Origin of the sequence: Blochmannia endosymbiont of Camponotus modoc (genome assembly GCF_023585785.1) — a bacterium.
Taxonomy (GTDB): domain Bacteria; phylum Pseudomonadota; class Gammaproteobacteria; order Enterobacterales; family Enterobacteriaceae; genus Blochmanniella.
Genome location: NZ_CP097765.1, coordinates 496,135 through 519,880 on the forward strand (window position 1 = coordinate 496,135; position 23,746 = coordinate 519,880).

Here is a 23,746-nt window from a genome sequence, read left to right on the forward strand (position 1 = left end):
TATTATCATGATTTACTTTGCTCGGGATATATATGTGCTTAAACGAGTATTAATTTTAATTAATTCTCCCAATTGAATAAAAAAAGGGACTTTAACTACAGCGCCAGTGCTGACAGTAGCTAATTTAACGCCAGACGAGCTAGTACTATTCTTTTTTATCGGAGTAATTTTTATAATTTTTAATTCTATATAATCAGGAGGAGTTACAAGAATTGGTACTTTATTCCATAGAGTTACTATGTAATGTAATTGAGTTGTAATCCATTTTATGTTCGTTCCTATTATTTTTTCAGTAACTGCTATTTCTTCAAAATTTTTTTCATCCATGAAATACCAAAATTCATTATCATGATAGACATAAACCAATTTGATCTCCATGATATTAGCTGATTCTAAAAAATCTCCAGACTTAAAAGTCTTCTCTAAGATTTTACCAGAAATTATTTGTCTAAACCTCACACGACTAAAAGCTTGGCCTTTTCCAGGTTTTATGGATTCGTGACTAATGATAACACATGGTTCTCTGTTTTGAATGATCTTAAGTCCAGTTCTAAATTCATTAATGCTGTACAATACCATAAAAATTATTCTGAATAAAATCTGTAAAAATTAATTAACATTTTACGATAATCACTGAAATAAACAACCCTGATTTAATTAAATCAGGGTTGTTTATTTCAGTGATTATCGTAAAATTGATCTCAACTACATCATACCCCCCATGTTACCGCCAGCTCCTGCATTTCCTAGGTCTGGTTTATCTTCCTTAGGTAACTCAGTAACCATACACTCAGTAGTAATCATTAAGCCTGCAATAGATGCTGCGTATTGCAAAGCAGAACGAGTCACTTTAGTAGGATCTAAAATCCCCAACTCGATCATATTACCATATTTTTCAGTAGCAGCATTATAACCAGTATTACCTTCTCCTGATCTGACATTATTAGCGATTACTGATGGCTCTTCTCCAGCATTCGCCATAATTTGACGCAAAGGAGCTTCCATTGCACGGCGAGCTACCTTAATTCCAACATTTTGATCTTCATTGTCACCACATAGATTTCTAATAGCATTAGCTACACGAATTAAAGCAACACCACCACCCGCAACTACACCTTCTTCAACAGCGGCGCGAGTTGCATGTAACGCATCTTCTACACGCGCTTTCTTTTCTTTCATTTCTACTTCAGTAGCTGCTCCAACTTTAATTACTGCAACTCCACCAGCTAATTTAGCAACACGTTCTTGCAGCTTCTCACGATCATAATCAGAAGTAGCTTCATCACGTTGTTGATTAATCTGTGCTACACGACTATTTATAGCAGATTTATTACCTACTCCGTCAATAATAGTAGTAGCATCTTTGGTAATAACTACACGTTTAGCTTGCCCCATATCTTCTAACGTTGCTTTTTCCAATTCCAATCCAATTTCTTCAGAAATCACAGTTCCTGCAGTCAATACAGCTATATCTTGTAACATAGCTTTACGTCGATCACCAAAACCTGGTGCTTTTACGGCAGTTACTTTTACTATACCACGCATATTATTTACAACTAAAGTCGCTAAAGCTTCACCTTCTACATCTTCAGCAATAATAAGCAATGGTTTTCCTGCTTTTGCAACAGATTCTAATATAGGTAACATTTCCCTAATGTTAGAAATCTTTTTATCTGCTAATAAAATAAAAGGATGTTCTAGCTCCACTGTACCGCTTTCAGGTTTATTAACAAAATAAGGAGAAAGATAACCACGGTCAAATTGCATACCTTCAACTACATCTAATTCATCCTGTAAACCCGACCCTTCTTCTACAGTGATAACTCCCTCTTTTCCTACCTTATCCATTGCTTGCGCAATAAGTTTACCAACAGTTTCATCAGAATTTGCAGAAATAGTGCCTACTTGAGCAATAGCTTTAGGATCTGAACAAGGCACAGATAGTTTTTTCAATTCTTCCACTGCTGCAACTACTGCCTTATCAATTCCACGTTTTAAATCCATGGGATTCATTCCAGCAGCTACAGCTTTTAGTCCTTCATTAACTATGGATTGAGCTAATACGGTAGCAGTAGTGGTTCCATCACCCGCAGAATCATTTGCTTTAGAAGCAACCTCCTTCACCATTTGAGCGCCCATATTTTCAAATTTGTCTTCTAATTCAATTTCTCGTGCCACAGATACTCCATCTTTAGTTATAACTGGCGCCCCAAAAGATTTATCTAATACCACATTTCTACCTTTAGGACCAAGAGTAACTTTCACTGCGTCAGCCAACACATTCACTCCGCGCAGCATTTTGACACGCGCATCATTACCAAATTTCACATCTTTAGCTGCCATTTCATTTTCCTTAAAAATTTCCAAGTTCAATTAATAAGTTAGTAGCGAATTATTTCTCAACGATAGCAAGGATATCGCTTTCTGACATAATTAATACTTCTTCATTATCAATTTTCTCCACTTTTACACCATACCCGTCATTGAAAATTACGGTATCACCAATACGCACATCTAAAGCTTTTACCCCCCCGTTTTCCAAAACGCGGCCATGACCAACAGCCAATACTTCTCCACGAGTAGATTTTCCTGCTGCAGATCCAGTCAACACAATACCTCCAGCAGATTTCGATTCAACCTCTTTACGTTTAACAATTACACGATCATGCAATGGACGAATTTTCATTTAATGCTCCCTAATTATGTTATCTAACTATTCGCATCCTACATTAATAAATTATGACATTAAACATCATATGCAAATTTTATTAATATTCACCACTTCAGGACAATACCTAAAATGGGGGCATTCAAGATTGCTTCAAGGGGGGATAAGAAAATTTTTTATATATGTACATATTCGTATCTTCATAAGTACATCTTCTTTTAATTAATAAAAGTTAATATTTATTTACTTAGTACTTCACACACAATCATTATCTAGTATAATAAACAAATAATAATACAAACATCATCTCATTATTAAAATGAATATACAATTAAAATAATCGGTAAAACATTTCTTTTCTGTTGTTTAGAAAATTTCACCATAGTAATATACCCTAACAGATGCTCAACCACATTGTTTACAGAGAAAAATGATAATAATTTTGTGTACCACACCTAACGATATGTCCATTGCTTTGAATTTAACGAAAACTTTATTGCATCATAAATTAGCGGCATGCATAACTTTATTACATGAAGTTCGCTCGTTTTATTATTGGGGCAACGCTTTAAAAGAAAAGGATGAATTACAATTATTAATCAAGACACAGAGTTCTTTAAAAGAAGCAGTGTTGAACACAATTCAAAAATTACACCCCTATAAAGTTCCAGAATTTTTAGTGCTCCCCATTATAGATGGGGAGCCAAATTATTTATCATGGATGCAATCTGTATTACGGAAGCACTAATATTCTATGAATACAAAAAACAGCACAATCATTGATAACGCAACATCAATAATACTATCATCACCTAATATACTGTAAAAAATAAACTTTATTTTTAAATTTTGTTACAATCATAATATTTAAAAATTAGAAAAAGAAAATACCATCTTATATTAAAATTTCTCCAAATCTTCCTATACAAATAGGAACATATAAAAACTTTCTTTTAATGAAGTATCTTATCTGAAACTATTTTCTATTTAAAAATAATTTTAGATAGAAATGTACCATCAAATAATAAAATATATTGACGAATTCAAAAGAATAAAGATAATACAATTAGATTTCTTTCGTATGCATGCGCAATAAATACAACTAGTAAGCCCGGATAGCTCAGTCGGTAGAGCAGAGGACTGAAGATCCTCGTGTCCTTGGTTCAATTCCAAGTCCGGGCACATCTTAAAGACCCCCGTCCAATTGATTTGACGTTTAAATAAATTAATAATTATTCTTATTGCATGCCTATCCATGCAATTTACCATAAAGCTGAAAGCAACTCCAGACATCTTTTGTTGCTCATTATAATGAGCTTCTATAATAAAATAAAAAATCAATAAAAACTCAACAATCATGAAATATTAGTAGAAAATCATCGTTTGTATAAATAAACAAAAATTAAAATTAATAAAAATCATAAAAAAATCAAATAAAAACTATTACTTTAATGATAAGACTGAAAATAAACAGCACATATAGTGCAAAATATCTAAAAATTCTAAAAAGACAAATTTTAAATTGTTGCAACCTCATTTATTAATCCATGTTACTGAGGTTATTAGTCTTCTAATAACCAATAATATTTTAATAGGTAGTTTTGTATCAACTGATTAAAATTGCTCAAAATATGAATACTAAGAAATTACAATGATACATTCGAATAACCGCATACTTTAAATAAATATTACTAAAATTATCTCTACTTAATAAGTATGTAATTAAAAAATTAATAACTAACATTTAAATGTTAAAAATTAACACATTAAAAATATAATTTGTAATTATACTCAATAACAATTAAGTAACAAATTAACATTAATGTCCTAAATTTCATTAAAAAACTAATATTATTTAAATATCACAATCATTGTTGTAATTATTTTAAAAAATATTATTTTCATAAATAAAATTTGCTCTTTATAAGTATTCAATTGAGATCATTTCATTTTTTTCTATACAGCCACATCGTGGATTATCATAAAAACGATCATATTAATTTCTTCATTGAAAACATAATAACCTATTGCTATTAGCCAATACTTACTAGTCTGGTTTATTAAATCTCGTATGTCGTGTAACCATCTATATATATAATGATTCAATTCCGATACATACTCATAATAACTCTCATTGCTTACACAACTAATATAGTCAATGCCCATTAAATTTAATGTACGTTATACAGGACTATAATAAATAAAATTAGTGTAACAGCGATCTAAGCAAATTTAGAGATTATATATAATGTATTGCATAACATTTAACAACCGCTAATGTTAAACAAATAATTTTATTTAAAAAATAACTTTTCTATAATACAAAAAATTATACTCCATGCTTACCATTTTAAATCCTTTTAATTTCTTTTAGAAAAATTACCATACCTCTAATATCAATTAGAGGTATGGTAATTAAATAATTTCAGAAAAAACAACACTCATTCACATCATGTATTCAAAGATCTTCAAGCATAAGCCTCTATCTATAAATTATCATTATTATAAAATTAAAAATTGAAATTAACATATGCTATAAGGCACTAAATACTAGACATCGCCATGTAGATCTATTAAAATTGATGAAAATATGAAGTTATTATTATATTCAATTTTGATTCAACAAAATCCATATAAACATATTAAAATAATACTAAGAAAAATATAATATTTATTATATAACATAATCAAATAAATTTAGTTTTTATTATTAGTCCATTCAATACAATAATCATGAGAAAATTTGAAACTACATTAATTACTTCTGGAAGGGATCAAAAATATACATACGGCGCAATTAATCCTATTATCCAACGAACATCTTCAGTAGTATTCAATTCTATTCAGCAAAAACAGCAAGCCGTGAACAATCATAGTACGACTGATAAATTATTCTATGGTCGATATGGAACTATTACCCATTTTTCCCTACGCCAATCAATGACTGAATTAGAAAATGGTGTTGGTTGCATACTATATCCATGCGGTACAGCAGCAATTACTCATACGATCCTTTCTTTTGTCCAACCGGGAGACCATATATTAATGACAGGATCTGCATATGAACCAACTCAGAAATTCTGTCGATATGCTTTAAAAAGAATGAATATAGACACTACCTGGTTTGATCCATTAATTGGAAATAATATTTCTAATTTAATTCAGCATAATACTCGTTTAATTATATTAGAATCACCAGGGTCAATAACGATGGAGGTACAAAATGTTCCTAGCATCGTGAAAACAGTACGTAAAAAAAAATCAGATATTATCATATTATTAGACAATACTTGGTCAGCAGGGGTTTTTTTTAAAGCATTAGATATTGGAGTAGATGTTTCGATACAATCAGGTACTAAATACATCATAGGCCATTCTGATGGAATGATAGGAACTGCAGTTTCTAATGCACGTTGTTGGGATCAATTACAAGAACAATCTTACTTAATGGGGCAAATGGTTGATGCTGACACCGCTTACATGGCGTCACGTGGATTACGAACTTTATATGTTAGATTAAAACAACATGAAGAGAATGGACTACATGTTGCTCATTGGTTAGCTCAACACCCAGCAATAGAACGAGTCAATCATCCCGCTTTATCTACATGCAAAGGACATAAATATTTTATAAGAGATTTTAGTGGATCTAGCGGATTATTTTCATTTATTCTAAAGAAACGTTTAAATAATTTACAATTATCTAATTTTATTGATCATTTTAAATACTTTAAAATTGCATATTCCTGGGGCGGATTTGAATCTTTGATTTTAGTTAATCAAGTAGAAGAACTACGCCCTATACGTCCCTCCGGTACATTAGATTTTACAGGAACATTAGTTCGAATTCATGTGGGATTAGAACACCCTAGCGATTTGATCCATGATTTATCAGATGCTCTTAACCGCATAAATGCATAGTGACATGACATAAATAATTTTAACATTTAAAAATATTTTTATCTTCATACATTAACTACAAGAGTATCTAATCAATGATATTTGTACATGTACTCGTAATTTTTAGTTTTAGATATTCAAACTAACAAACGATTAAAAATTCTATCCACTCCAACACAGCTAAAAATTATTTTATACATGTGTTTTTAATGATCGAGATATCTGTGTTTCGTATTCAATTACTTCTTTATTTAATGAATCAATTTTCACTTTCATAATCTCATAACAATATTTAGTCATGTCACGTACTTTATTAGGTTCGTATTTTTGAGTTTCTATAGGAGGCATAACTTCAATAATCACTAAACCATTAGACCAACGATTTAATTTTATTTTTTTATTAGAAATATTAGAAACACAAACAGGTACAATTGGTATTTGAGCTGCAATTGCAGCATGAAACGCACCAATTTTAAACGGTAATAATCCCCTACCGGCACTACGTGTGCCTTCTGGAAAAACCCAAATAGAAATATCGCGCGTTTTAACAGATTTAGCCTTTTGTATTAAAATATTATGAGACCGAGTATTTTGACTACGATTAATTAATATATTTCCACATAACCAATATAGTTGCCCAAAAAATGGAATCCACAGTAAATTTTTTTTACCTACTATTATTGTACGGGGTTTCACAGCACAAGATACTGTGATCATATCGTAATTATTTTGATGATTCGCAATATATATACAATGCCTCGGTAATTGATTACTTGATAAATTTCGTATTTTAAGTTGAATACCAAAAATAGGAGCCATACTTCCGAACAATCGACCAAAAAGAGCAGTGTGATATGACTGTCGCGGTCTTAATAAACAATAAATAATACCAAATATACAAATATTAATTGACAATATCAAGACTAAAATAATACGTATAATGGCAAGCATATTTTCTCCTTGAACATATCGCTAAGAACTTGTTATTAAAAAAAATTATATAATCATTGTATTTATGTTTAATAAGACAACATCATTTCTTATAGCTAATATTTTCAGAACAATTATTAAATTATAATAATTTCAGTCAAAAACACTATCCTGATTAGAATATATAAATTTTATTCACATAAAATGTTGTCATATAAATATGTTATTGAAATATATTCAAAAACTACAGAATAAAACACAATCATTATTGATGATATTTAATTATATAATTTTCTTCATGCAATATATTTAAAATATTCTTAAAACTTTATTACTTAATGGACAATGATTTTCATTAAGTCATATGAATACGATAAGTTATTAAATCTGAAATAGTTAAAACTGGCATTCTGTGTCTACGTGCAAACGCAATTATTTCTAATATACGCGCCATACTTCCATCTTCATTTGTTACTTCGCATAATACCCCAAATGGTCTTAATCCAGCTAATGAGGTTAAATCAATAGCTGCTTCTGTATGACCAAAACGAGCTAATACTCCCCCATTTTGAGCACGTAAGGGAAACACATGTCCAGGACGATTTAAATCAGAAGGCTTTGCACTATCTTCTATAGAAGCTCTAATAGTAGTTAATCGATCTGCAGCTGAAACTCCAGTAGTTATACCGTTTGCTGCTTCTATACTAACAGTAAAAGCAGTTCTATAACGATTACTATTATTCTTCACCATCATTGTTAAATTTAATTGTTTGCATCGATCCTCTGTCAAGCACAAACAAACTATCCCACTGCCATAACGAATAGCTAATGCCATTTGTTCAACTGTCATATTTTCTGCAGCAAATATCATATCACCTTCATTCTCACGATTTTCATCATCCATTACTAAAATGCCCCGTCCATTGCGTAACGCTTTTAACGCATTTTGGACACGCTCTACAGGCGATCCAAATTCAGACAAAGCATTCCTCCGGTGCATGATAATTAAATCCTCACTAAATACCATAATTTATTGCAATAAGAATACGATTCAAACTACAAAATAAAAGTACAATTTTAATAAATCGAATATATATTCGATTTAAATCTATATCTCCATCCCTCATTTAGACTATCGCCCGCTAGTATTTAGATTATATCAAATCATCTTCATAAAATCGTACTGATAATACTGTCAAATTCATATTTTTATGATTAAATGTAACTTGTATGCACTAAACCATTTTTACTCTGTATACATAGACACTATGTATACAAAACTTGTCACATCTGATATGTTTCAATAAATCAAAATTTATATTAAAACACTATTTATTATGAGTAATACTACATATATTAAAATAATTAATAACATTGATATATTAATTTTGAAAATCAAAAAATTTGATTTCATTCATATGAATTTATTCTAAACATTATTTAAAATATTACATATAATTTAAATAGAAGTATCTCGAAATTATTATAATATTAGATGAGTAAATACGAATTATAGAGAATCAAAATAATTTTATGTACCTACATAATATTATTGCAAACCATAATAAAAACGAAACAATTATAAAAATTATAAAATATTACAAACCAATATAAACACAAATTAAAACCGTCAAATATATTAATAAAAAGGATAAAACAACTCTCTTTTAACTACATTGTCATAAATAGAATAATTATATTAACTTCCGTATCATATCAACAATACATTTATGCCTTACTCATATCCGAGGATTGCCCACTCACGCGCGCATCTCATGACCTAAATATTCTTTATATTTTAAGATCATACTAAAAATACATATTTAAGATAAATTACCGTACATTCTTTTCAATTTTTACGTTTAATAGCATTAATAATATTGCTGCTAGAACAACCAGTTTGAAAATTTAACACACGAACTGTTCCTCCACTATTCAGCACTCCTTGACTTCCCTCGATATCACATACATGATAATCACCGCCTTTTACCAAAAAATCTGGAGACAAGTATGCAACTAATCTTGAGGGTGTATCCTCATAAAAAGGCACCACCCAATCTACAACTGCTAGAGCAGCTAATATAAACATACGTTGTTCTAAAGTATTTATAGGTCTTGTTTTACCTTTTAAACGTCTCGTTGAGCCATCACTGTTTACGGCCACAATTAATCTGTCTCCAAGTTTTTTAGCATTAGTCAAATAACTTACATGACCAGAATGCAATATATCGAAGACACCATTAGTCATAACTATTTTTTCACCTCTATTACGAACTACAGATATTGTCTGTTTTAACGTTTTCTCATCTAATATACCGACAGGCAAAGTAGTACATATATGACTATTCATGATATTTTTCATTTCAGTTACATTGCTAGTAGAAGTCCCAGATTTTTTTATTACCGCGCTGGCGGCCAAATTAGCTAAAAAACATGCTTTTTCCAAACTTTTACCAGAAGACAATGCTGCTGACAACACACCAACTACTGTGTCCCCAGCACCAGTTACATTGTATACTTCCTTTGTCTGCGTTGAAAAATATAACGGAGCTGCATATCGTGTGCATAAAGTCATACCCATTTCAGAGCGTGTAATCAATAAGGCTGATAAATTATAATCAATTATAATTTCTTGAGCTCGATTTATCAAAATTTTTTCATTACGACAAGATCCTACTATCGATTCAAATTCTGATATATTAGGAGTTAATAAAGTAGCGCCTTTATAACGGGAAAATTGTATACCTTTAGGGTCTACGATAACCGGTACATTCATATAACGTGCCAATTTAATAATCTCTTCTATGCAGTTTAAAGAACCCTTGGCATAATCAGACAACACCAATACCTTATATTTTGGTAAATACAATTCCACTTGTTCAAGTAATTTCGTGGTATCAACATTATTAAAATATTGTTCAAAATCTAATCTAATAAGTTGTTGATTACGTGACATTACTCGTAATTTAATTATAGTAGGACATGTTCTAACTGAGATAAAATTCCATTTTATATTTGATTCGTTAAGTTGCTTTTTTAAAATTTTGGCTGCTTCATCAACTCCAGTTAATCCTAATAATCTTGATCGAGCACCTAAAGAAGCAATATTCATTGCAACATTGGCAGCTCCACCTGGTCGATCTATAACTTTATTGATCTTAACAATTGGAACAGGTGCTTCTGGGGAAATCTTATCGGTAGACCCATACCAATATCGGTCTAACATAACATCCCCTACAATTAATACACTCGATTTAGAAAAATTTGGAAAAATAACAGTCATAATTTACCCAATAAACACCTTGAACAAATAAAAACATAGTTGATTATACATTAATAACAATTAAAATTATTAATAAATTAAATTATTTTGTAAGCAATAAAAATCATAATACAAACAACTCTAATGCATTTATTAACGCTGTTTAAAATACAACTTAATTTATATTTTCAAAAAATTAAGAATAATATTCTGTCTTAGACTACAATCCATATTGATGCTTTATGTATGAAATTATCTGTACTATATGTAACTTGATGTATCAATTAATTAATTGAATTGATTAATTACTACCAAAATAATTGTTTAAAAATTTTTATTTAATATAATTAATAAAAACAAAAAAATCACTATATTTTATTTTTAAAATTATATTCTATATGAAATAGTTTTCATTTTTAATTAATCAATAGCATTTTAATATGCAAATCATTTGATTGAGAATTGCTCAATGGAAAAATATTTAGTGGGTGGCGCTGTACGAGACACATTATTAAAACTACCAATTCAAGAAAAAGATTGGGTAATAGTAGGATCTAGTCCTCAAGAAATGTTAAATATAGGCTATGAACAAGTCGGAAAAGATTTTCCGGTATTCTTACACCCAGAAAGCCATGAAGAATATGCATTGGCACGCACTGAACGAAAATCTGGTCGAGGATATACTGGATTTACTTGTTATACAGCCCCTTCAATTACTATTGAAGAAGATCTATATCGTAGAGATTTAACTATTAATGCTATGGCTTATGACTCACACGGAAATCTTGTTGATCCATATCACGGACAACGAGATATAAAATTACGACTGTTACGGCATGTTTCTCATACATTTCATGAGGATCCCCTACGAGTATTAAGAGTCGCTCGCTTTGCTGCACGATTCGCACATATAAATTTTACTATAGCTCCAGAAACACTAATATTAATGAAACAAATGATTCATGAATTACTATCGTTATCTCCAGAACGTATATGGACAGAAACAAAAAAAGCTTTGATGACAGATAATCCACAAGTATATTTTACGGTCTTACGGCATTGCGGAGCCTTAAAGATTTTATTTCCTGAATTAGATGCATTATTTGATATACCTACTCCAACCCAATATTGCACAAAAATTAACACTGGTTGTTATGCCATGACAACGCTTTCAAAAGCTGCTTACTTAACAGATGATATCAATGTACGTTTTTCTGTTCTATGTCGTGATTTAGGAAAAGGAATCCCTCTTAATAAAAAAAACAAAGATATCAAACATCATGATCACAGAAAATTAGGGATTACTTTAATTCACGATTTATGCAATAGATTCAAAATACCACATGAAATTCGTAATTTTTCAAAAATTACCTCAGAATATCACGACTATTTATATAACGTAAAAATATTGGAACCTAAAATGCTAATGACCTTATTTCATGTTTTTGATTGTTGGCGCCGCCCAAGCAGAATAGATCAAATTATTTTGGTTAGTCAATCCAATACAATAAGATGGGAGAATTATAACAATTATTCACTTAATCAAGAAAATTTACTACGCACAGCCTTTACCATTACTAAAAAAATTTCCACTGCAGACATTATTAAAGATGGATTCACCGGATCAAACATAAATAAGGAATTATACGCCAGACGTTTACATGCTTTAAATTCATGGAAAAATAAACAAATATAAAAATATGTATATACAAAATTTAAAAGCACTATAAATAATCAAATAACTTAAAACAAACATGCATAACTAAAAACAAACTACAAACACATATAATAGCTACTTTTAATGGTATTAAATTTATATACAAAAAAATAATGTTTTTATATGAATCACAACAATAATTACTATTATGACAGTAATTCTATTATTTAATACTCAACACAAAGCACATTAATCAATACGGATATCTAATAATTTTAAATTTTAATCAAACACATCAACATAAATCATGTCATTAACCCCCAATAAATACCCCCTGCTAATAAAAATCGATATATAGCAAAAGGAATTAAAGAAACATTTTGAACTATTTTCAAAAAATATCTTACAGTAAATAATGCTATAAAAAATGCTATGGCACTACCCACTATCAACAACAAAGCATCCATGAGACCAATACAAGATCTATAATGATATAAGGTTAATACCGCAGAACCAAATATAATAGGCACCGCTAAAAAAAATGAAAACTCTGATGATATACGCCGATTCAGCCCAACTACTAATCCGCCTCCGATAGTAGCACCAGCACGAGAAAATCCCGGCCAAAAAGATAAACATTGAAAACACCCAATTAAAAAAGCTTGCAAATAAGTTATATTATTGATATGTGATACACGTGGTTCTTTAGTAGATACACATAATTCTCCAACTAATAAAAAAATTCCTCCAATTATCAATCCATACATAATATATGTTAACTCAAAAATCAATCCAATTTTTTCGTAAAAAATCATACCTAGCATTATTCCGGGAAACGTCCCTAAAAATATATGCCGAATACATAAATGATTACTATCATCATCATGTTGTTTAAAAAATATTTTTTTTGTACAAATCATACTCATACCATATAATTGATTCCAAAAAATTTTTGTTATAGACAAAATAGCACCTAATTGAATAATCACAGTAAAAGCTATGACCGAATCATCCATGCAATTTAAAATATTTTCTACTAATATCATATGCCCTGTTGAAGAAATAGGAAGAAATTCTGTTAAACCTTCTACTATCCCCAAAATCAGTGAAACAGCTAATCTACGTACATCTAATATTAATGATCCAAAATCAATAACATAAACTATAATATTTAACGTAATATAAATCATTGACATATGCACTGCCACGTTATTACATTGATATGTAAGAATAATTATACTTATTTAAAAATTTTCTTATTTTACAGATACATCCATATACTTCTCAACAAACTAACTCTTTTTTTAAAGACTTGAGAAGCGTTTTATTCTTTCGTTCAACACATATACCAACATTACAAGCATTATGAATTGCACCAGGTTTATTCACTTTTACACGAACCCAGTAAATACAAAATTTTTTTATTAATGTGTTTGCTATTAAATTAGCAACATCTTCTATTAAGTAAAAATGTTTCTGGCTCACTAAACTAAGTATGACTTGATTTACATGAGTATAATCGATATAAGACACTATACTTTGATGATCTGCAAAAAATTCAGTATCACATGACAATTGCAAATCGAAAATTAATTTTTGCAAACAATTTTTTTCCCAATCATTTATACCGATATACGCCATTACTGTTAGTCGCTCGATAAATAAGATATCCATCATATATTATATTTTTAATTACATAAAAAATTATTTATTTAAATGATATTGACTGTTTAATATACACACATATACATATAAAATATATGTAATAATTGCTATTTAATCTCAATAAATTAATTATTATGATTTTTTTTTCTATTCTAATAACGATATTTGCTTATTTTTTAGGGTCAATATCTAGCGCTATTTTAATATGCAAAATATTGCGTTTTCCAGACCCAAGAAATTTTGGCTCTAAAAATCCCGGTGCTACCAATATTTTACGTATCGCAGGGCTTAAAATTGCAATTAGTGTGATTTTGTTTGATATATTAAAAGGAGCAATTCCAATGTGGTTAGGATATCATTTGAAAATTTCACCTATTTTTTTAGGAACTACGGCTATTTTTTCCTGTATGGGACACATGTATCCCATATTTTTTAAATTTTATGGAGGAAAAGGTGTAGCTACCGCATTTGGAGTACTTACAACCATAGACCTTAATCTTTCTATAGTCATGATCAGTTCCTGGGCATTGACTGTGCTATCTTTTGGATATTCCTCACTGGGAGCCATCGTTACTGCGTTCATTATACCTTGTTATGCTTGGTATTTTCAATCTCAATATTTACTCCCAATAATCATAATATCTTCTTTAGTTGTAATAAAGCATGCATCTAATATTAAACGATTATGGCATCACAAAGAAACCCGTATTTGGCGTAATTAACATAAAAATATTACTAATACGTAAATTATAATAATTGCTTTATTCGTGGAAGATCTTCTAATGACCAGCGTGGTCTTACTAAAATTGATAAATCACTAAATAATCCAGCCTTTAATCTAATTAATCCAGCGTAAGCCACCATTGCGCCATTATCTGTACAAAACTCCGGTCTAGGATAAAACAAGCTTCCTTGTAAGGTATACATCATCTTCAAAAGATACGATCTTAACGCGTGGTTAGCGCTAACACCTCCAGATATCACTAAACATTTTAATCCGGTTTGATTCAAGGCACGGCGACATTTGATTGCTAATGTTTCAATAATTGCATCTTCAAACGCACGTGCAATATCAGCACAAGTTTGAGCATCATGAGAATTTGACATAATAGTATTTACAGTAAAAGTTTTTAAACCAGAAAAACTAAAATTCAAACCGGGGCGATCAGTCATAGGACGAGGAAATACATAACGCTTCGAAATACCCTGTTGAGCCATTTTTGATAATAAAGCTCCTCCAGGATATTTTAATCCTAATAATATAGCAATCTTATCAAACACTTCTCCAACAGCATCATCAATAGATTCTCCTAATATTTTATATTCCCCTATATTGCTTGCAGACACAAGTTGAGTGTGTCCGCCGGATACTAATAATGCTATAAATGGAAAAGTAGGAACTTTTTTTTCTAACATTGGCGCTAATAAATGAGCTTCCATATGATGAATATCGATAGCGGGTATTTTCCAAGCATACGCAAGTGTTCTCCCAACAGTTGCTCCGACCAATAAGGCACCCATCAATCCAGGTCCAGCAGTGTATGCTATTCCATCGATATTTTTTGGCTCTAAACGAGCTCGATCTAGTGTACATAAAATTAAAGGAACTATTTTTCGTACATGATCACGAGCAGCTAATTCAGGAACAACCCCGCCATAATTAGCATGCAATTCATTTTGACTATATACTTCATTAACTAATAATCCCTTATGTTGATCATAAATTGCTACACCTGTTTCATCACATGAAGTTTCAATACCTAAAACACGCATATAATACCCCATATTTGATTAACAATTACAAAATACTCACACTATTTATATTTCATGTCATAATATTTAATGTTATATTACAAAATAGCGGAAATATAGTTATTTATATAAAATAAGTAACAATAATCCTTAAATCAAAATATTAAATAATAGAGACAGATATATGCCAATAATTAAAGTGCGTGAAAATGAATCATTTGATGTAGCGTTGCGTCGTTTTAAAAGATCTTGTGAAAAATCAGGAATTTTATCTGAAGTACGTCGTAGAGAATTTTATGAAAAACCAACTACAGAACGTAAACGAGCCAAAGCATCGGCTATCAAACGTCATATAAAAAAACTATCTCGAGAAAATTTAAGACGTATTCGCTTGTATTAAATAAGATTGTGGTTTTTCATGTGCAGAAATTAAACAATAAAAACTTATTTTTCTAATTATAAAATACTAAAGCGCATTTAGTGATATACATGACATTCAATCATCCATGATGATAATAATCATATTGTCTGTTCTCAATAACATGAGCTAAGGAGAGACAATTACCCGAATCCCAAATACAGTAATTAATGAATTAATATCGCGTACTAATATTGTTGATTTAATTAGTCAACGCGTTCCTTTAAAAAGACAAGGAAAGAATTTTTTAGCCTGTTGTCCATTTCATACTGAAAAAAATCCATCATTTACTGTTAATATCGAAAAACAGTTCTATTATTGCTTCAGCTGTGGATCACATGGAAATGTAATAGATTTTTTGATGTATTATGATCGACTTACATTTATTGAAGCTATCAAAGAACTATCGATCATGCACGGAATCTCAATAGAAAAAAATCCAAACGTTTGTCAACAAAATAACTATCTAAAAAATAACTTATATCAGTTAATGAATAAATTATGCGCATACTATAAAAATATCTTAACCCAAAAAAAATATTTATACGCCTACAAATATTTGAAAAATCGTGGATTAAATACCAAAACTATTGATGATTTCAATATTGGATTTGCTCCGCCCAGATGGAATAATATAATACAAAAATTTAGTCTTACATTGTACGATCAAAAACTACTTGACCAATCAGGCATGTTAATTAGTAATAATACAAAAAAATATAAATATGACCGCTTTCGTGACCGATTGATGTTTCCTATACGAGATATAGCCGGAAGAATTGTGGCATTCGGAGGTCGTGTTATTACTCAAAAAAAAATACCCAAATATTTAAATTCACCAGATACCGAAATTTTTAAAAAAAGTCAACATTTATATGGCTTATACGAAGCGCGTATGAAACACAAAAATCTCTCTTGCATACTTTTAGTAGAAGGTTATATTGATGTTATTACGTTAACGCAATTTGGCATTAATTATGCAGTTGCTGCTTTAGGAACTTCTACTACTGATAATCATATTCGATTGTTGTATAGTATTACTGATCAAATCATTTGTTGTTACGATGGCGATTATGCTGGTAAAAAAGCTGCTTGGCGTACATTAAATACTGCCCTACCGTATCTTACTGATGAACGTCAAATACATTTCGCATTTTTGCCTCATGGAGAAGATCCAGATACATTAATACGTAAAATAGGAAAGGACAACTTTTTAAAAAAATTAACTCAAACACAAGATTTATCAAATTTTTTATTTGAAACATTATCAAAAAAAACAAATTTACAAACATTATCGGGTCGAGTTAAATTAAGTAGTTTAATATTACCTATACTTAAAAAAATTCCAGGGAAAACACTGAAATTATGTTTACTGCAACAATTAGGCAACAAAATAGGGATTCTAGATGATAATAAATTAAATCAATTGCTCACAAGCAAACCTATTACATATGCTAATAAAATAAACAGATGTTATATAAATAACAGAATAGAGCGCGTATTGGTAGGATTATTAATACAAAATCCACGACTTTCTAAATTAGTACCAAGTGTACAAGGATTGGAACAATTGAAACAGGATGATATTGTAATGTTTATTGATTTAATCCAACTGTGCAAAATATATCCAATATCAACTTCTGCACAATTATTAGAGCATTATCGTGGAAATAAATTTTTTTCAAAACTTGAATCACTAGCATATTGGAATCATTTAATTACAAATGATATGATAGAGACTACATTTATTGATGCTTTGACCAAATTATATAATCTAACTCTTGAAAAACGCCAAGAGCTACTTATTACTCGTGATCGTACATCTGGTCTAACAACACAAGAACGTCAAGAATTATGGTTATTAAATCAAACATTATCGAAACATTAATATAAAAATTACAAACTCTTTGGATTTAATGTCACTAATGAAAACAATCATGAAGATACCTCCTGAATGAAATTATTTTTTGTAATAATTTACTACGTATCATCGATAGATGGGGCATTACACCTCTATTAAACTTTTAAATATAAATATTATTTTGAAACGTGGGAGTATTTTATGGAACATAACCCACAATCACAACTTAAGTTACTCGTCACACTCGGCAAAGAACAAGGATACTTAACTTTTTCCGAAGTTAATGATCATTTGCCAGAAGAAATCGTAGATCCTGGTCAAATCGAAAATATAATCCAAATGATGAATGATATGGGTATTCAAGTCATGGAAGAAGCCCCTAATTCTGACGAGTTTTTATTAATCGAACACACTAATTCTACTAATGATGAGGAAGATGCAACAGAAGCAGCTGTACAAGCATTGACCAACGCTGACTCAGAGTTAGGTAGAACAACTGATCCAGTACGAATGTATATGCGAGAAATGGGTACTGTAGAATTATTAACACGAGAAGGTGAAATAGATATTGCTAAAAGAATTGAAGACGGAATAAATCAAGTACAATGTTCAGTTTCTGAATATCCAGAAGCAATTACTTATCTTTTAGAACAATATAAACGCGTAGAAACTGGTGAAACACGCCTTTCAGATTTAATTACAGGTTTTGTAGATCCTGATATAAATGAAAATATATCAATACACACAAATATCAATCACATAACTGCTGAAGTTACGACTGAATCAATACCTGATGACGATGAAGAAGAAAATAATGATGAAAATAACATTGATCCAGAAATAGCCTATGTAAAATTTACAGCACTACGTAATCAGTATGAAATAACACGTAAAACGATTAAATATAATGGAAGAAATCACATTAAATCATCAAAAGAAATTTTGAAACTCTCTGAAATATTTAAACAATTTAGATTAGTTCCAAAGCAATTTGATTATTTAGTTAACAATATGCGCTCTATGATGGAAAGAGTACGTAAACAAGAACGATTAATTATGAAATTATGTGTTGAAATTAGTAAAATGCCAAAAAAAAATTTCATAGCGTTATTTTCAGGAAACCAAACTAATAAAAAATGGTTTAATACAGCTTTGTCTATGCACACATCATGGTCAGAAAAATTATATAAAGTTGATGAAGATGTACAGAATAGTTTATCAAAATTACATCAAATTGAAAAAGAAACAGGACTAACAATAGAACAAGTGAAAGATATTAATCGTCGTATGTCTATTGGAGAAGCTAAAGCTCGAAGAGCTAAAAAAGAAATGGTTGAAGCTAATCTTCGTTTAGTTATATCTATTGCCAAAAAATATACAAATAGAGGATTACAATTTTTAGATTTAATACAAGAAGGTAATATTGGTTTAATGAAAGCCGTAGATAAATTTGAGTATCGTCGTGGTTATAAATTTTCTACTTACGCTACTTGGTGGATTCGTCAAGCAATTACTAGATCGATAGCCGATCAAGCACGTACTATCCGAATCCCAGTCCATATGATAGAAACTATTAATAAACTTAACCGAGTTTCTCGACAAATGCTACAAGAAATAGGACATGAACCAACTCCAGAAGAACTGGCAGAGCGTATGCTTATGTCAGAAGATAAAATTAGAAAAGTGTTAAAAATTGCTAAAGAACCTATTTCTATGGAAACTCCTATAGGAGATGATGAAGATTCTCATCTTGGAGATTTTATTGAAGATACTAATCATGATTTACCTTTAGATTCAGCAACTTCAGATAACTTACGTACTGCTACTCATGATATACTTTCCGGATTGACTCCAAGAGAAGCTAAAGTATTGCGTATGCGGTTTGGTATTGATATGAATACTGATCATACTCTAGAAGAAGTAGGTAAACAATTTGATGTAACTCGTGAACGGATTCGTCAAATAGAGGCAAAAGCTTTAAGAAAGCTACGTCATCCTAGTCGATCTGAAATATTGCGAAGCTTTTTGGATGATTAAGTAAATATAATCTAGAAAACATGACTAATCGTTTCTATATGAGCATGATGTCAATATAGTTTTATATATACATTATTCAATGTATAACATAAAAAATAAAAAGAATTTTTATTGTAAAAAATGATATACATTATGATAATCAAACACATCAATAAATAAAAAACCAAATAATGTAGCAAAGATTAAAATTAATAAAAAATATTATATTATGTACGATACATAATATTTTATTTAATAAATGAAACAAGTTATTATGTACATGAGGTGAGATTATTAATATAATGTGAATGCTCTTTATGTCATCATGATAGTCATCAAGGCCCCTTAGCTCAGATTGGTTAGAGCAGGCGACTCATAATCGCTTGGTCGCTGGTTCAAATCCAGCAGGGGCCATTCCTTATATTTTAAAGTATTTTAAAAAATCAGTTGTTCTTCAATCAAAAATATGATGTTTTATTCTTAATAAAAAACGTACCAGAATGGTACACATGACCATTCCTGTTATCAAAAAATATAAAATCTATATTTCTCCTTATTATTGATATATAATTAATTTTTTACTACATATTATAATTATAATATGTAGTAAAAAATTCTAGTCGTTCTAAAAAGAACCCTAACACAATAAATACAAACACCCACAAAAACGAACTGATCCAATTGAATAATTGAAAACGAAAAGAACTTAATCCAGATATTCCTGCAATAATAGGTAAAACTGTTCGCACGAACGCTATAAAGCGACCAATAAAAAGAGCAGACAATCCATGTCTCTGGATCATATAATTCGCTCTTTGATAAAATGTATTAGGTAAAAGAGATAGCCAACGTTTTAAAATTTTGTTATTCTCCAAAAATTTACCTTGTAAATAACTAATCCAACTGCCTAAGCTTACAGCTATTGTTAAAATTCCTAAAGTAATAGTAAAGTTTAAAACACCTTGTGCAACCAATACCCCTAATATCACTAACAAACTATCCCCAGGCAAAAAAACAGCTGGAATAATAGCATTCTCCAAAAAAAGAATAAGAAATGCTAACGAATAAATAGCTAATGCTAATCTCACATTAGGAAAAAACACAATATTGTTTTGCCATAAAACTACATTTAGTAATTCTTTTAAAATATTCATTACTTACTAAATTCCATAGCGCACAAAATATCTAATTATTTAAACAAATGTAATTTATATTAATAATATTTACTCCAATTCAATGAATTTTCCTTTAATAGTTTAAATATACTATCCCATTAAAATCTAAAATAACACTCTGATTCCATTTCAGAATGAATAATTTCTAATTAATTACTATAATTCTCAATTTTTTTTTCGGAAAAATCGTTATAAAAACAACCAATCTATAATTTTTATAGCGCATATCAATATTATATGTTGATATCTATTTATATCTTCTTACATCATAATGTATTTCGATAAATACTACTATTATTTTATTCTTATTAAATGTAGTTTAAAAAAATATGTATTCCAATTATTAATTCAATCTTTAAAAATTGACTTACACTATGCACAAAACATATCCATTCTAAAAACAACAACCATTTCTCATAAAATATATTATGATCAACAACTTATGAATTATTACATGTAATTTTGATTACCATCTAAATATAATTTTCAATAATCTTCCCTGAAGAAGCATTATTTAGATATGCAATGCTAAAAATATCCTTTATTATGAAATACAACAACAGCATACACGATGATTATATTTAAAATTTTTTAAAAGGAGTTAACCGATAAGCCGGGTTCTGTCTCGGACAATCATTCATCTAAACTAACATTCACACGCTAGTTTCAGCAGCTTACCCAAGTTCAGTACGGGCCATACTGTTGAACTTCTATTTAGCCTTGCTCCGAGTGGAGTTTACATAACGCGAACTGTTACCAATTCGGATGGTGTGCTCTTACCACGCCTTTTCACCCTTACCCATATTATTTTCTATAACAACATATTGTAAAAATAATTATCGGCGGTTTTCTTTCTGTTGCACTTGTCGTAGATTGGTATCCCCCAGGTGTTACCTGGCACTCTGCCCTATGGAGCCCGGACTTTCCTCCCCTTCATTTGTAATTACAGCAACTATATAATTACTGTAAACACAAAGAAGCAGCGATTGTCTAGCTAACTCCTCGAGGTATATTATAACCATTCTTTCTATGCTATGTCATCAATCAATGACATCTGATCGTTAATCTTATTTAATTTTTCATCTAGATATTTCTTATAAAGCATATTCTTTTTTACACCATATATATATCCTGCTAAAATTGCAGCTCTTTTTACAGGTAATTCAGATGCTAATAATCGCATGACCTGAAGTATTTTTGGGGACAATTCATTCTTTTTCAAACAATTTCCTGCTACAACTAAAACTATTTCTCCTTGAATCCGGGAATGATCTTTTTGTACCCAAGATAATAATTGACCAACAGGAGCTCCATAAATAGATTCCCATATTTTAGTTAATTCTCGAGCTAACACAACATGACGATCTAACCCAAAAACGCTAACCATATCTTTTAAAGTATCTATTATACGATGTTTTACATCATAAAAAATTAACGTACGTGATTCTTCTGATAAATCTCGCAAACGATCTATGCGTAATTTATGTTTATGTGGTAAAAATCCTTCAAAACAAAAACGATCCGATGGTAAACCAGATCCACACAATGCAGTAATAGCAGCACATGGTCCAGGCAAAGGAATAACTCGAATTTTTAATTTCTGACAAGATTGCACTAAACAATATCCTGGATCATTAATCAATGGAGTACCTGCATCAGAAACCAAAGCGATACTTAATCCTCCTTGTAGTTTTGAAATCAACATTGGTATTCTTTTGTATTCATTGTATTGATGTAATATATATAAAGACGTATGAATAGAAAAAAAATCCAATAATATACGAGTACGACGTGTATTCTCTGCTGCAATACAGTCTACTTGACGTAATACTGATAAAGCCCGACACGTAATGTCTTGTAAATTTCCAATAGGAGTCGGCACTATATACAACGCAGATACAAAATTGGGTATTGATGGTAGCATATTCTTCACATATCAACATCTACTACAATGGATCTCATACTTATAAAATAAACAAAAAATATTTGCACATTCTTTACTAAAATCTTCAACATACTAATTAATCATTCTAATACGGAATTTTTATAAAAAAACAAATAACTCAACTCCATTATCTGTTGTAACTAAATTACACTACAAATATTCCAGATAAATAATATTAAATTTTATGAATTAATCTTATTATTGTTAAAAAATTCTAATATATTTCTAGTTTGCAGCTCTCAAAACATATTTTTGATATGTTTGACAACATTAAATGACAACAACCTTCGATTGTAACATCATTTTTCAATGAAATCCCCTATTAATATGGTATACTCTAAAAACAAATTGTAAATATCATTAAATATTAAAAATAATTTTACAAATATATTATAACTTTTACATATACTTTAATGATTATATTATACTATGTCTATGACATAATTACTATTACTAGCTCTTTATCTCAAAACAGAGTATTTAAAATAAGTCTATTC

18 protein-coding genes, 2 tRNA genes and 1 other RNA gene are annotated in these 23,746 nt (G+C 29.9%); 9 read left to right on the forward strand and 12 right to left on the reverse strand.

The window, feature by feature from the left end; genetic code table 11:
- Window positions 1-12 precede the first annotated feature (12 nt).
- The 3 genes from efp to M9396_RS02110 form a co-directional block, all read right to left on the reverse strand.
- A complete protein-coding gene (gene efp / locus M9396_RS02100) occupies window positions 13-579 on the reverse strand; it encodes an elongation factor P (protein ID WP_250241815.1) in 567 nt (188 codons plus the stop codon).
- Window positions 580-705: 126 nt separating this feature from the next.
- Window positions 706-2,343 (reverse strand): chaperonin GroEL, encoded by a 1,638-nt coding sequence (gene groL, locus M9396_RS02105; RefSeq protein ID WP_011282623.1) that lies wholly within the window; start codon window positions 2,341-2,343, stop codon window positions 706-708.
- Window positions 2,344-2,392: 49 nt separating this feature from the next.
- Entirely contained in the window at window positions 2,393-2,686 is a 294-nt protein-coding gene (locus M9396_RS02110; RefSeq protein ID WP_011282622.1) for a co-chaperone GroES, read from the reverse strand.
- Between the two features lie 412 nt (window positions 2,687-3,098).
- On the opposite strand from M9396_RS02110, the gene cutA reads away from it, so the two are divergent.
- The 3 genes from cutA (at window position 3,099) to metC (ending at window position 6,589) form a co-directional block, all read left to right on the forward strand.
- Window positions 3,099-3,416, forward strand: a complete 318-nt coding sequence (cutA, locus tag M9396_RS02115) for a divalent-cation tolerance protein CutA (protein ID WP_250256548.1) — start codon at window positions 3,099-3,101, stop codon at window positions 3,414-3,416.
- Window positions 3,417-3,777: 361 nt separating this feature from the next.
- Window positions 3,778-3,850 (forward strand) — tRNA-Phe (locus M9396_RS02120).
- Window positions 3,851-5,401: 1,551 nt separating this feature from the next.
- On the forward strand, window positions 5,402-6,589 hold the full coding sequence (metC, locus tag M9396_RS02125) for a cystathionine beta-lyase (protein WP_250241808.1): 1,188 nt from the start codon (window positions 5,402-5,404) through the stop codon (window positions 6,587-6,589).
- A 171-nt stretch (window positions 6,590-6,760) separates the two neighbouring features.
- Here the strand turns inward: metC and M9396_RS02130 are convergent, their stop codons facing one another.
- The 3 genes from M9396_RS02130 to hldE form a co-directional block, all read right to left on the reverse strand.
- The gene (locus tag M9396_RS02130; RefSeq protein WP_250256549.1) at window positions 6,761-7,519 is read right to left on the reverse strand and encodes a 1-acylglycerol-3-phosphate O-acyltransferase; all 759 of its coding nucleotides are present in this window, start codon (window positions 7,517-7,519) and stop codon (window positions 6,761-6,763) included.
- Between the two features lie 334 nt (window positions 7,520-7,853).
- Window positions 7,854-8,498 (reverse strand): 3,4-dihydroxy-2-butanone-4-phosphate synthase, encoded by a 645-nt coding sequence (gene ribB / locus M9396_RS02135; RefSeq protein ID WP_250242400.1) that lies wholly within the window; start codon window positions 8,496-8,498, stop codon window positions 7,854-7,856.
- Between the two features lie 849 nt (window positions 8,499-9,347).
- A complete protein-coding gene (gene hldE, locus M9396_RS02140) occupies window positions 9,348-10,781 on the reverse strand; it encodes a bifunctional D-glycero-beta-D-manno-heptose-7-phosphate kinase/D-glycero-beta-D-manno-heptose 1-phosphate adenylyltransferase HldE (RefSeq protein WP_250256550.1) in 1,434 nt (477 codons plus the stop codon).
- Between the two features lie 448 nt (window positions 10,782-11,229).
- On the opposite strand from hldE, the gene M9396_RS02145 reads away from it, so the two are divergent.
- Complete coding sequence (locus tag M9396_RS02145) at window positions 11,230-12,456, forward strand: tRNA CCA-pyrophosphorylase (RefSeq protein WP_250256551.1); 1,227 nt, start codon at window positions 11,230-11,232, stop codon at window positions 12,454-12,456.
- Window positions 12,457-12,722: 266 nt separating this feature from the next.
- On the opposite strand, the gene M9396_RS02150 is transcribed toward M9396_RS02145, so the two are convergent.
- Window positions 12,723-13,613 (reverse strand): undecaprenyl-diphosphate phosphatase, encoded by an 891-nt coding sequence (locus tag M9396_RS02150; RefSeq protein ID WP_250256552.1) that lies wholly within the window; start codon window positions 13,611-13,613, stop codon window positions 12,723-12,725.
- A gap of 88 nt (window positions 13,614-13,701) precedes the next feature.
- Entirely contained in the window at window positions 13,702-14,094 is a 393-nt protein-coding gene (gene folB, locus M9396_RS02155) for a dihydroneopterin aldolase (protein WP_250256553.1), read from the reverse strand.
- Between the two features lie 122 nt (window positions 14,095-14,216).
- Between folB and plsY the strand changes: the two genes are divergently transcribed.
- Window positions 14,217-14,804, forward strand: coding sequence for a glycerol-3-phosphate 1-O-acyltransferase PlsY (gene plsY, locus M9396_RS02160; protein WP_250241796.1), 588 nt, complete (start codon window positions 14,217-14,219; stop codon window positions 14,802-14,804).
- Window positions 14,805-14,829: 25 nt separating this feature from the next.
- Here the strand turns inward: plsY and tsaD are convergent, their stop codons facing one another.
- Complete coding sequence (gene tsaD / locus M9396_RS02165; protein WP_250256554.1) at window positions 14,830-15,855, reverse strand: tRNA (adenosine(37)-N6)-threonylcarbamoyltransferase complex transferase subunit TsaD; 1,026 nt, start codon at window positions 15,853-15,855, stop codon at window positions 14,830-14,832.
- A 163-nt stretch (window positions 15,856-16,018) separates the two neighbouring features.
- Here tsaD and rpsU point away from each other — a divergent pair, with 163 nt between their 5' ends.
- The 4 genes from rpsU (at window position 16,019) to M9396_RS02185 (ending at window position 20,543) form a co-directional block, all read left to right on the forward strand.
- Window positions 16,019-16,234, forward strand: a complete 216-nt coding sequence (gene rpsU / locus M9396_RS02170; RefSeq protein ID WP_011282611.1) for a 30S ribosomal protein S21 — start codon at window positions 16,019-16,021, stop codon at window positions 16,232-16,234.
- A gap of 160 nt (window positions 16,235-16,394) precedes the next feature.
- Entirely contained in the window at window positions 16,395-18,140 is a 1,746-nt protein-coding gene (gene dnaG, locus M9396_RS02175) for a DNA primase (protein WP_250242397.1), read from the forward strand.
- Between the two features lie 174 nt (window positions 18,141-18,314).
- Complete coding sequence (gene rpoD / locus M9396_RS02180; RefSeq protein WP_250256555.1) at window positions 18,315-20,150, forward strand: RNA polymerase sigma factor RpoD; 1,836 nt, start codon at window positions 18,315-18,317, stop codon at window positions 20,148-20,150.
- Window positions 20,151-20,468: 318 nt separating this feature from the next.
- Window positions 20,469-20,543, forward strand: a tRNA-Ile gene (locus tag M9396_RS02185).
- Between the two features lie 167 nt (window positions 20,544-20,710).
- Here the strand turns inward: M9396_RS02185 and M9396_RS02190 are convergent.
- The 3 genes from M9396_RS02190 to rsmI form a co-directional block, all read right to left on the reverse strand.
- A complete protein-coding gene (locus M9396_RS02190; protein ID WP_250241788.1) occupies window positions 20,711-21,283 on the reverse strand; it encodes a DedA family protein in 573 nt (190 codons plus the stop codon).
- Between the two features lie 614 nt (window positions 21,284-21,897).
- An RNA gene (gene rnpB / locus M9396_RS02195) (RNase P RNA component class A) lies at window positions 21,898-22,306 on the reverse strand.
- Between the two features lie 25 nt (window positions 22,307-22,331).
- Window positions 22,332-23,228: a 16S rRNA (cytidine(1402)-2'-O)-methyltransferase gene (gene rsmI / locus M9396_RS02200; protein WP_250242505.1), complete on the reverse strand. Its 897-nt coding sequence runs from the start codon at window positions 23,226-23,228 to the stop codon at window positions 22,332-22,334.
- Between the last annotated feature and the right edge of the window lie 518 nt (window positions 23,229-23,746).

Excerpts from the sequence above, each read along its gene's own strand:
- efp (WP_250241815.1), bottom strand. The coding sequence starts at position 579 with ATGGTATTGTACAGCATTAATGAATTTAGAACTGGACTTAAGATCATT.
- groL (WP_011282623.1), bottom strand. The coding sequence starts at position 2,343 with ATGGCAGCTAAAGATGTGAAATTTGGTAATGATGCGCGTGTCAAAATG.
- M9396_RS02110 (WP_011282622.1), bottom strand. The coding sequence starts at position 2,686 with ATGAAAATTCGTCCATTGCATGATCGTGTAATTGTTAAACGTAAAGAG.
- cutA (WP_250256548.1), top strand. The coding sequence starts at position 3,099 with ATGATAATAATTTTGTGTACCACACCTAACGATATGTCCATTGCTTTG.
- metC (WP_250241808.1), top strand. The coding sequence starts at position 5,402 with ATGAGAAAATTTGAAACTACATTAATTACTTCTGGAAGGGATCAAAAA.
- M9396_RS02130 (WP_250256549.1), bottom strand. The coding sequence starts at position 7,519 with ATGCTTGCCATTATACGTATTATTTTAGTCTTGATATTGTCAATTAAT.
- ribB (WP_250242400.1), bottom strand. The coding sequence starts at position 8,498 with ATGCACCGGAGGAATGCTTTGTCTGAATTTGGATCGCCTGTAGAGCGT.
- hldE (WP_250256550.1), bottom strand. The coding sequence starts at position 10,781 with ATGACTGTTATTTTTCCAAATTTTTCTAAATCGAGTGTATTAATTGTA.
- M9396_RS02145 (WP_250256551.1), top strand. The coding sequence starts at position 11,230 with ATGGAAAAATATTTAGTGGGTGGCGCTGTACGAGACACATTATTAAAA.
- M9396_RS02150 (WP_250256552.1), bottom strand. The coding sequence starts at position 13,613 with ATGTCAATGATTTATATTACGTTAAATATTATAGTTTATGTTATTGAT.
- folB (WP_250256553.1), bottom strand. The coding sequence starts at position 14,094 with ATGATGGATATCTTATTTATCGAGCGACTAACAGTAATGGCGTATATC.
- plsY (WP_250241796.1), top strand. The coding sequence starts at position 14,217 with ATGATTTTTTTTTCTATTCTAATAACGATATTTGCTTATTTTTTAGGG.
- tsaD (WP_250256554.1), bottom strand. The coding sequence starts at position 15,855 with ATGCGTGTTTTAGGTATTGAAACTTCATGTGATGAAACAGGTGTAGCA.
- rpsU (WP_011282611.1), top strand. The coding sequence starts at position 16,019 with ATGCCAATAATTAAAGTGCGTGAAAATGAATCATTTGATGTAGCGTTG.
- rpoD (WP_250256555.1), top strand. The coding sequence starts at position 18,315 with ATGGAACATAACCCACAATCACAACTTAAGTTACTCGTCACACTCGGC.
- M9396_RS02190 (WP_250241788.1), bottom strand. The coding sequence starts at position 21,283 with ATGAATATTTTAAAAGAATTACTAAATGTAGTTTTATGGCAAAACAAT.
- rsmI (WP_250242505.1), bottom strand. The coding sequence starts at position 23,228 with ATGCTACCATCAATACCCAATTTTGTATCTGCGTTGTATATAGTGCCG.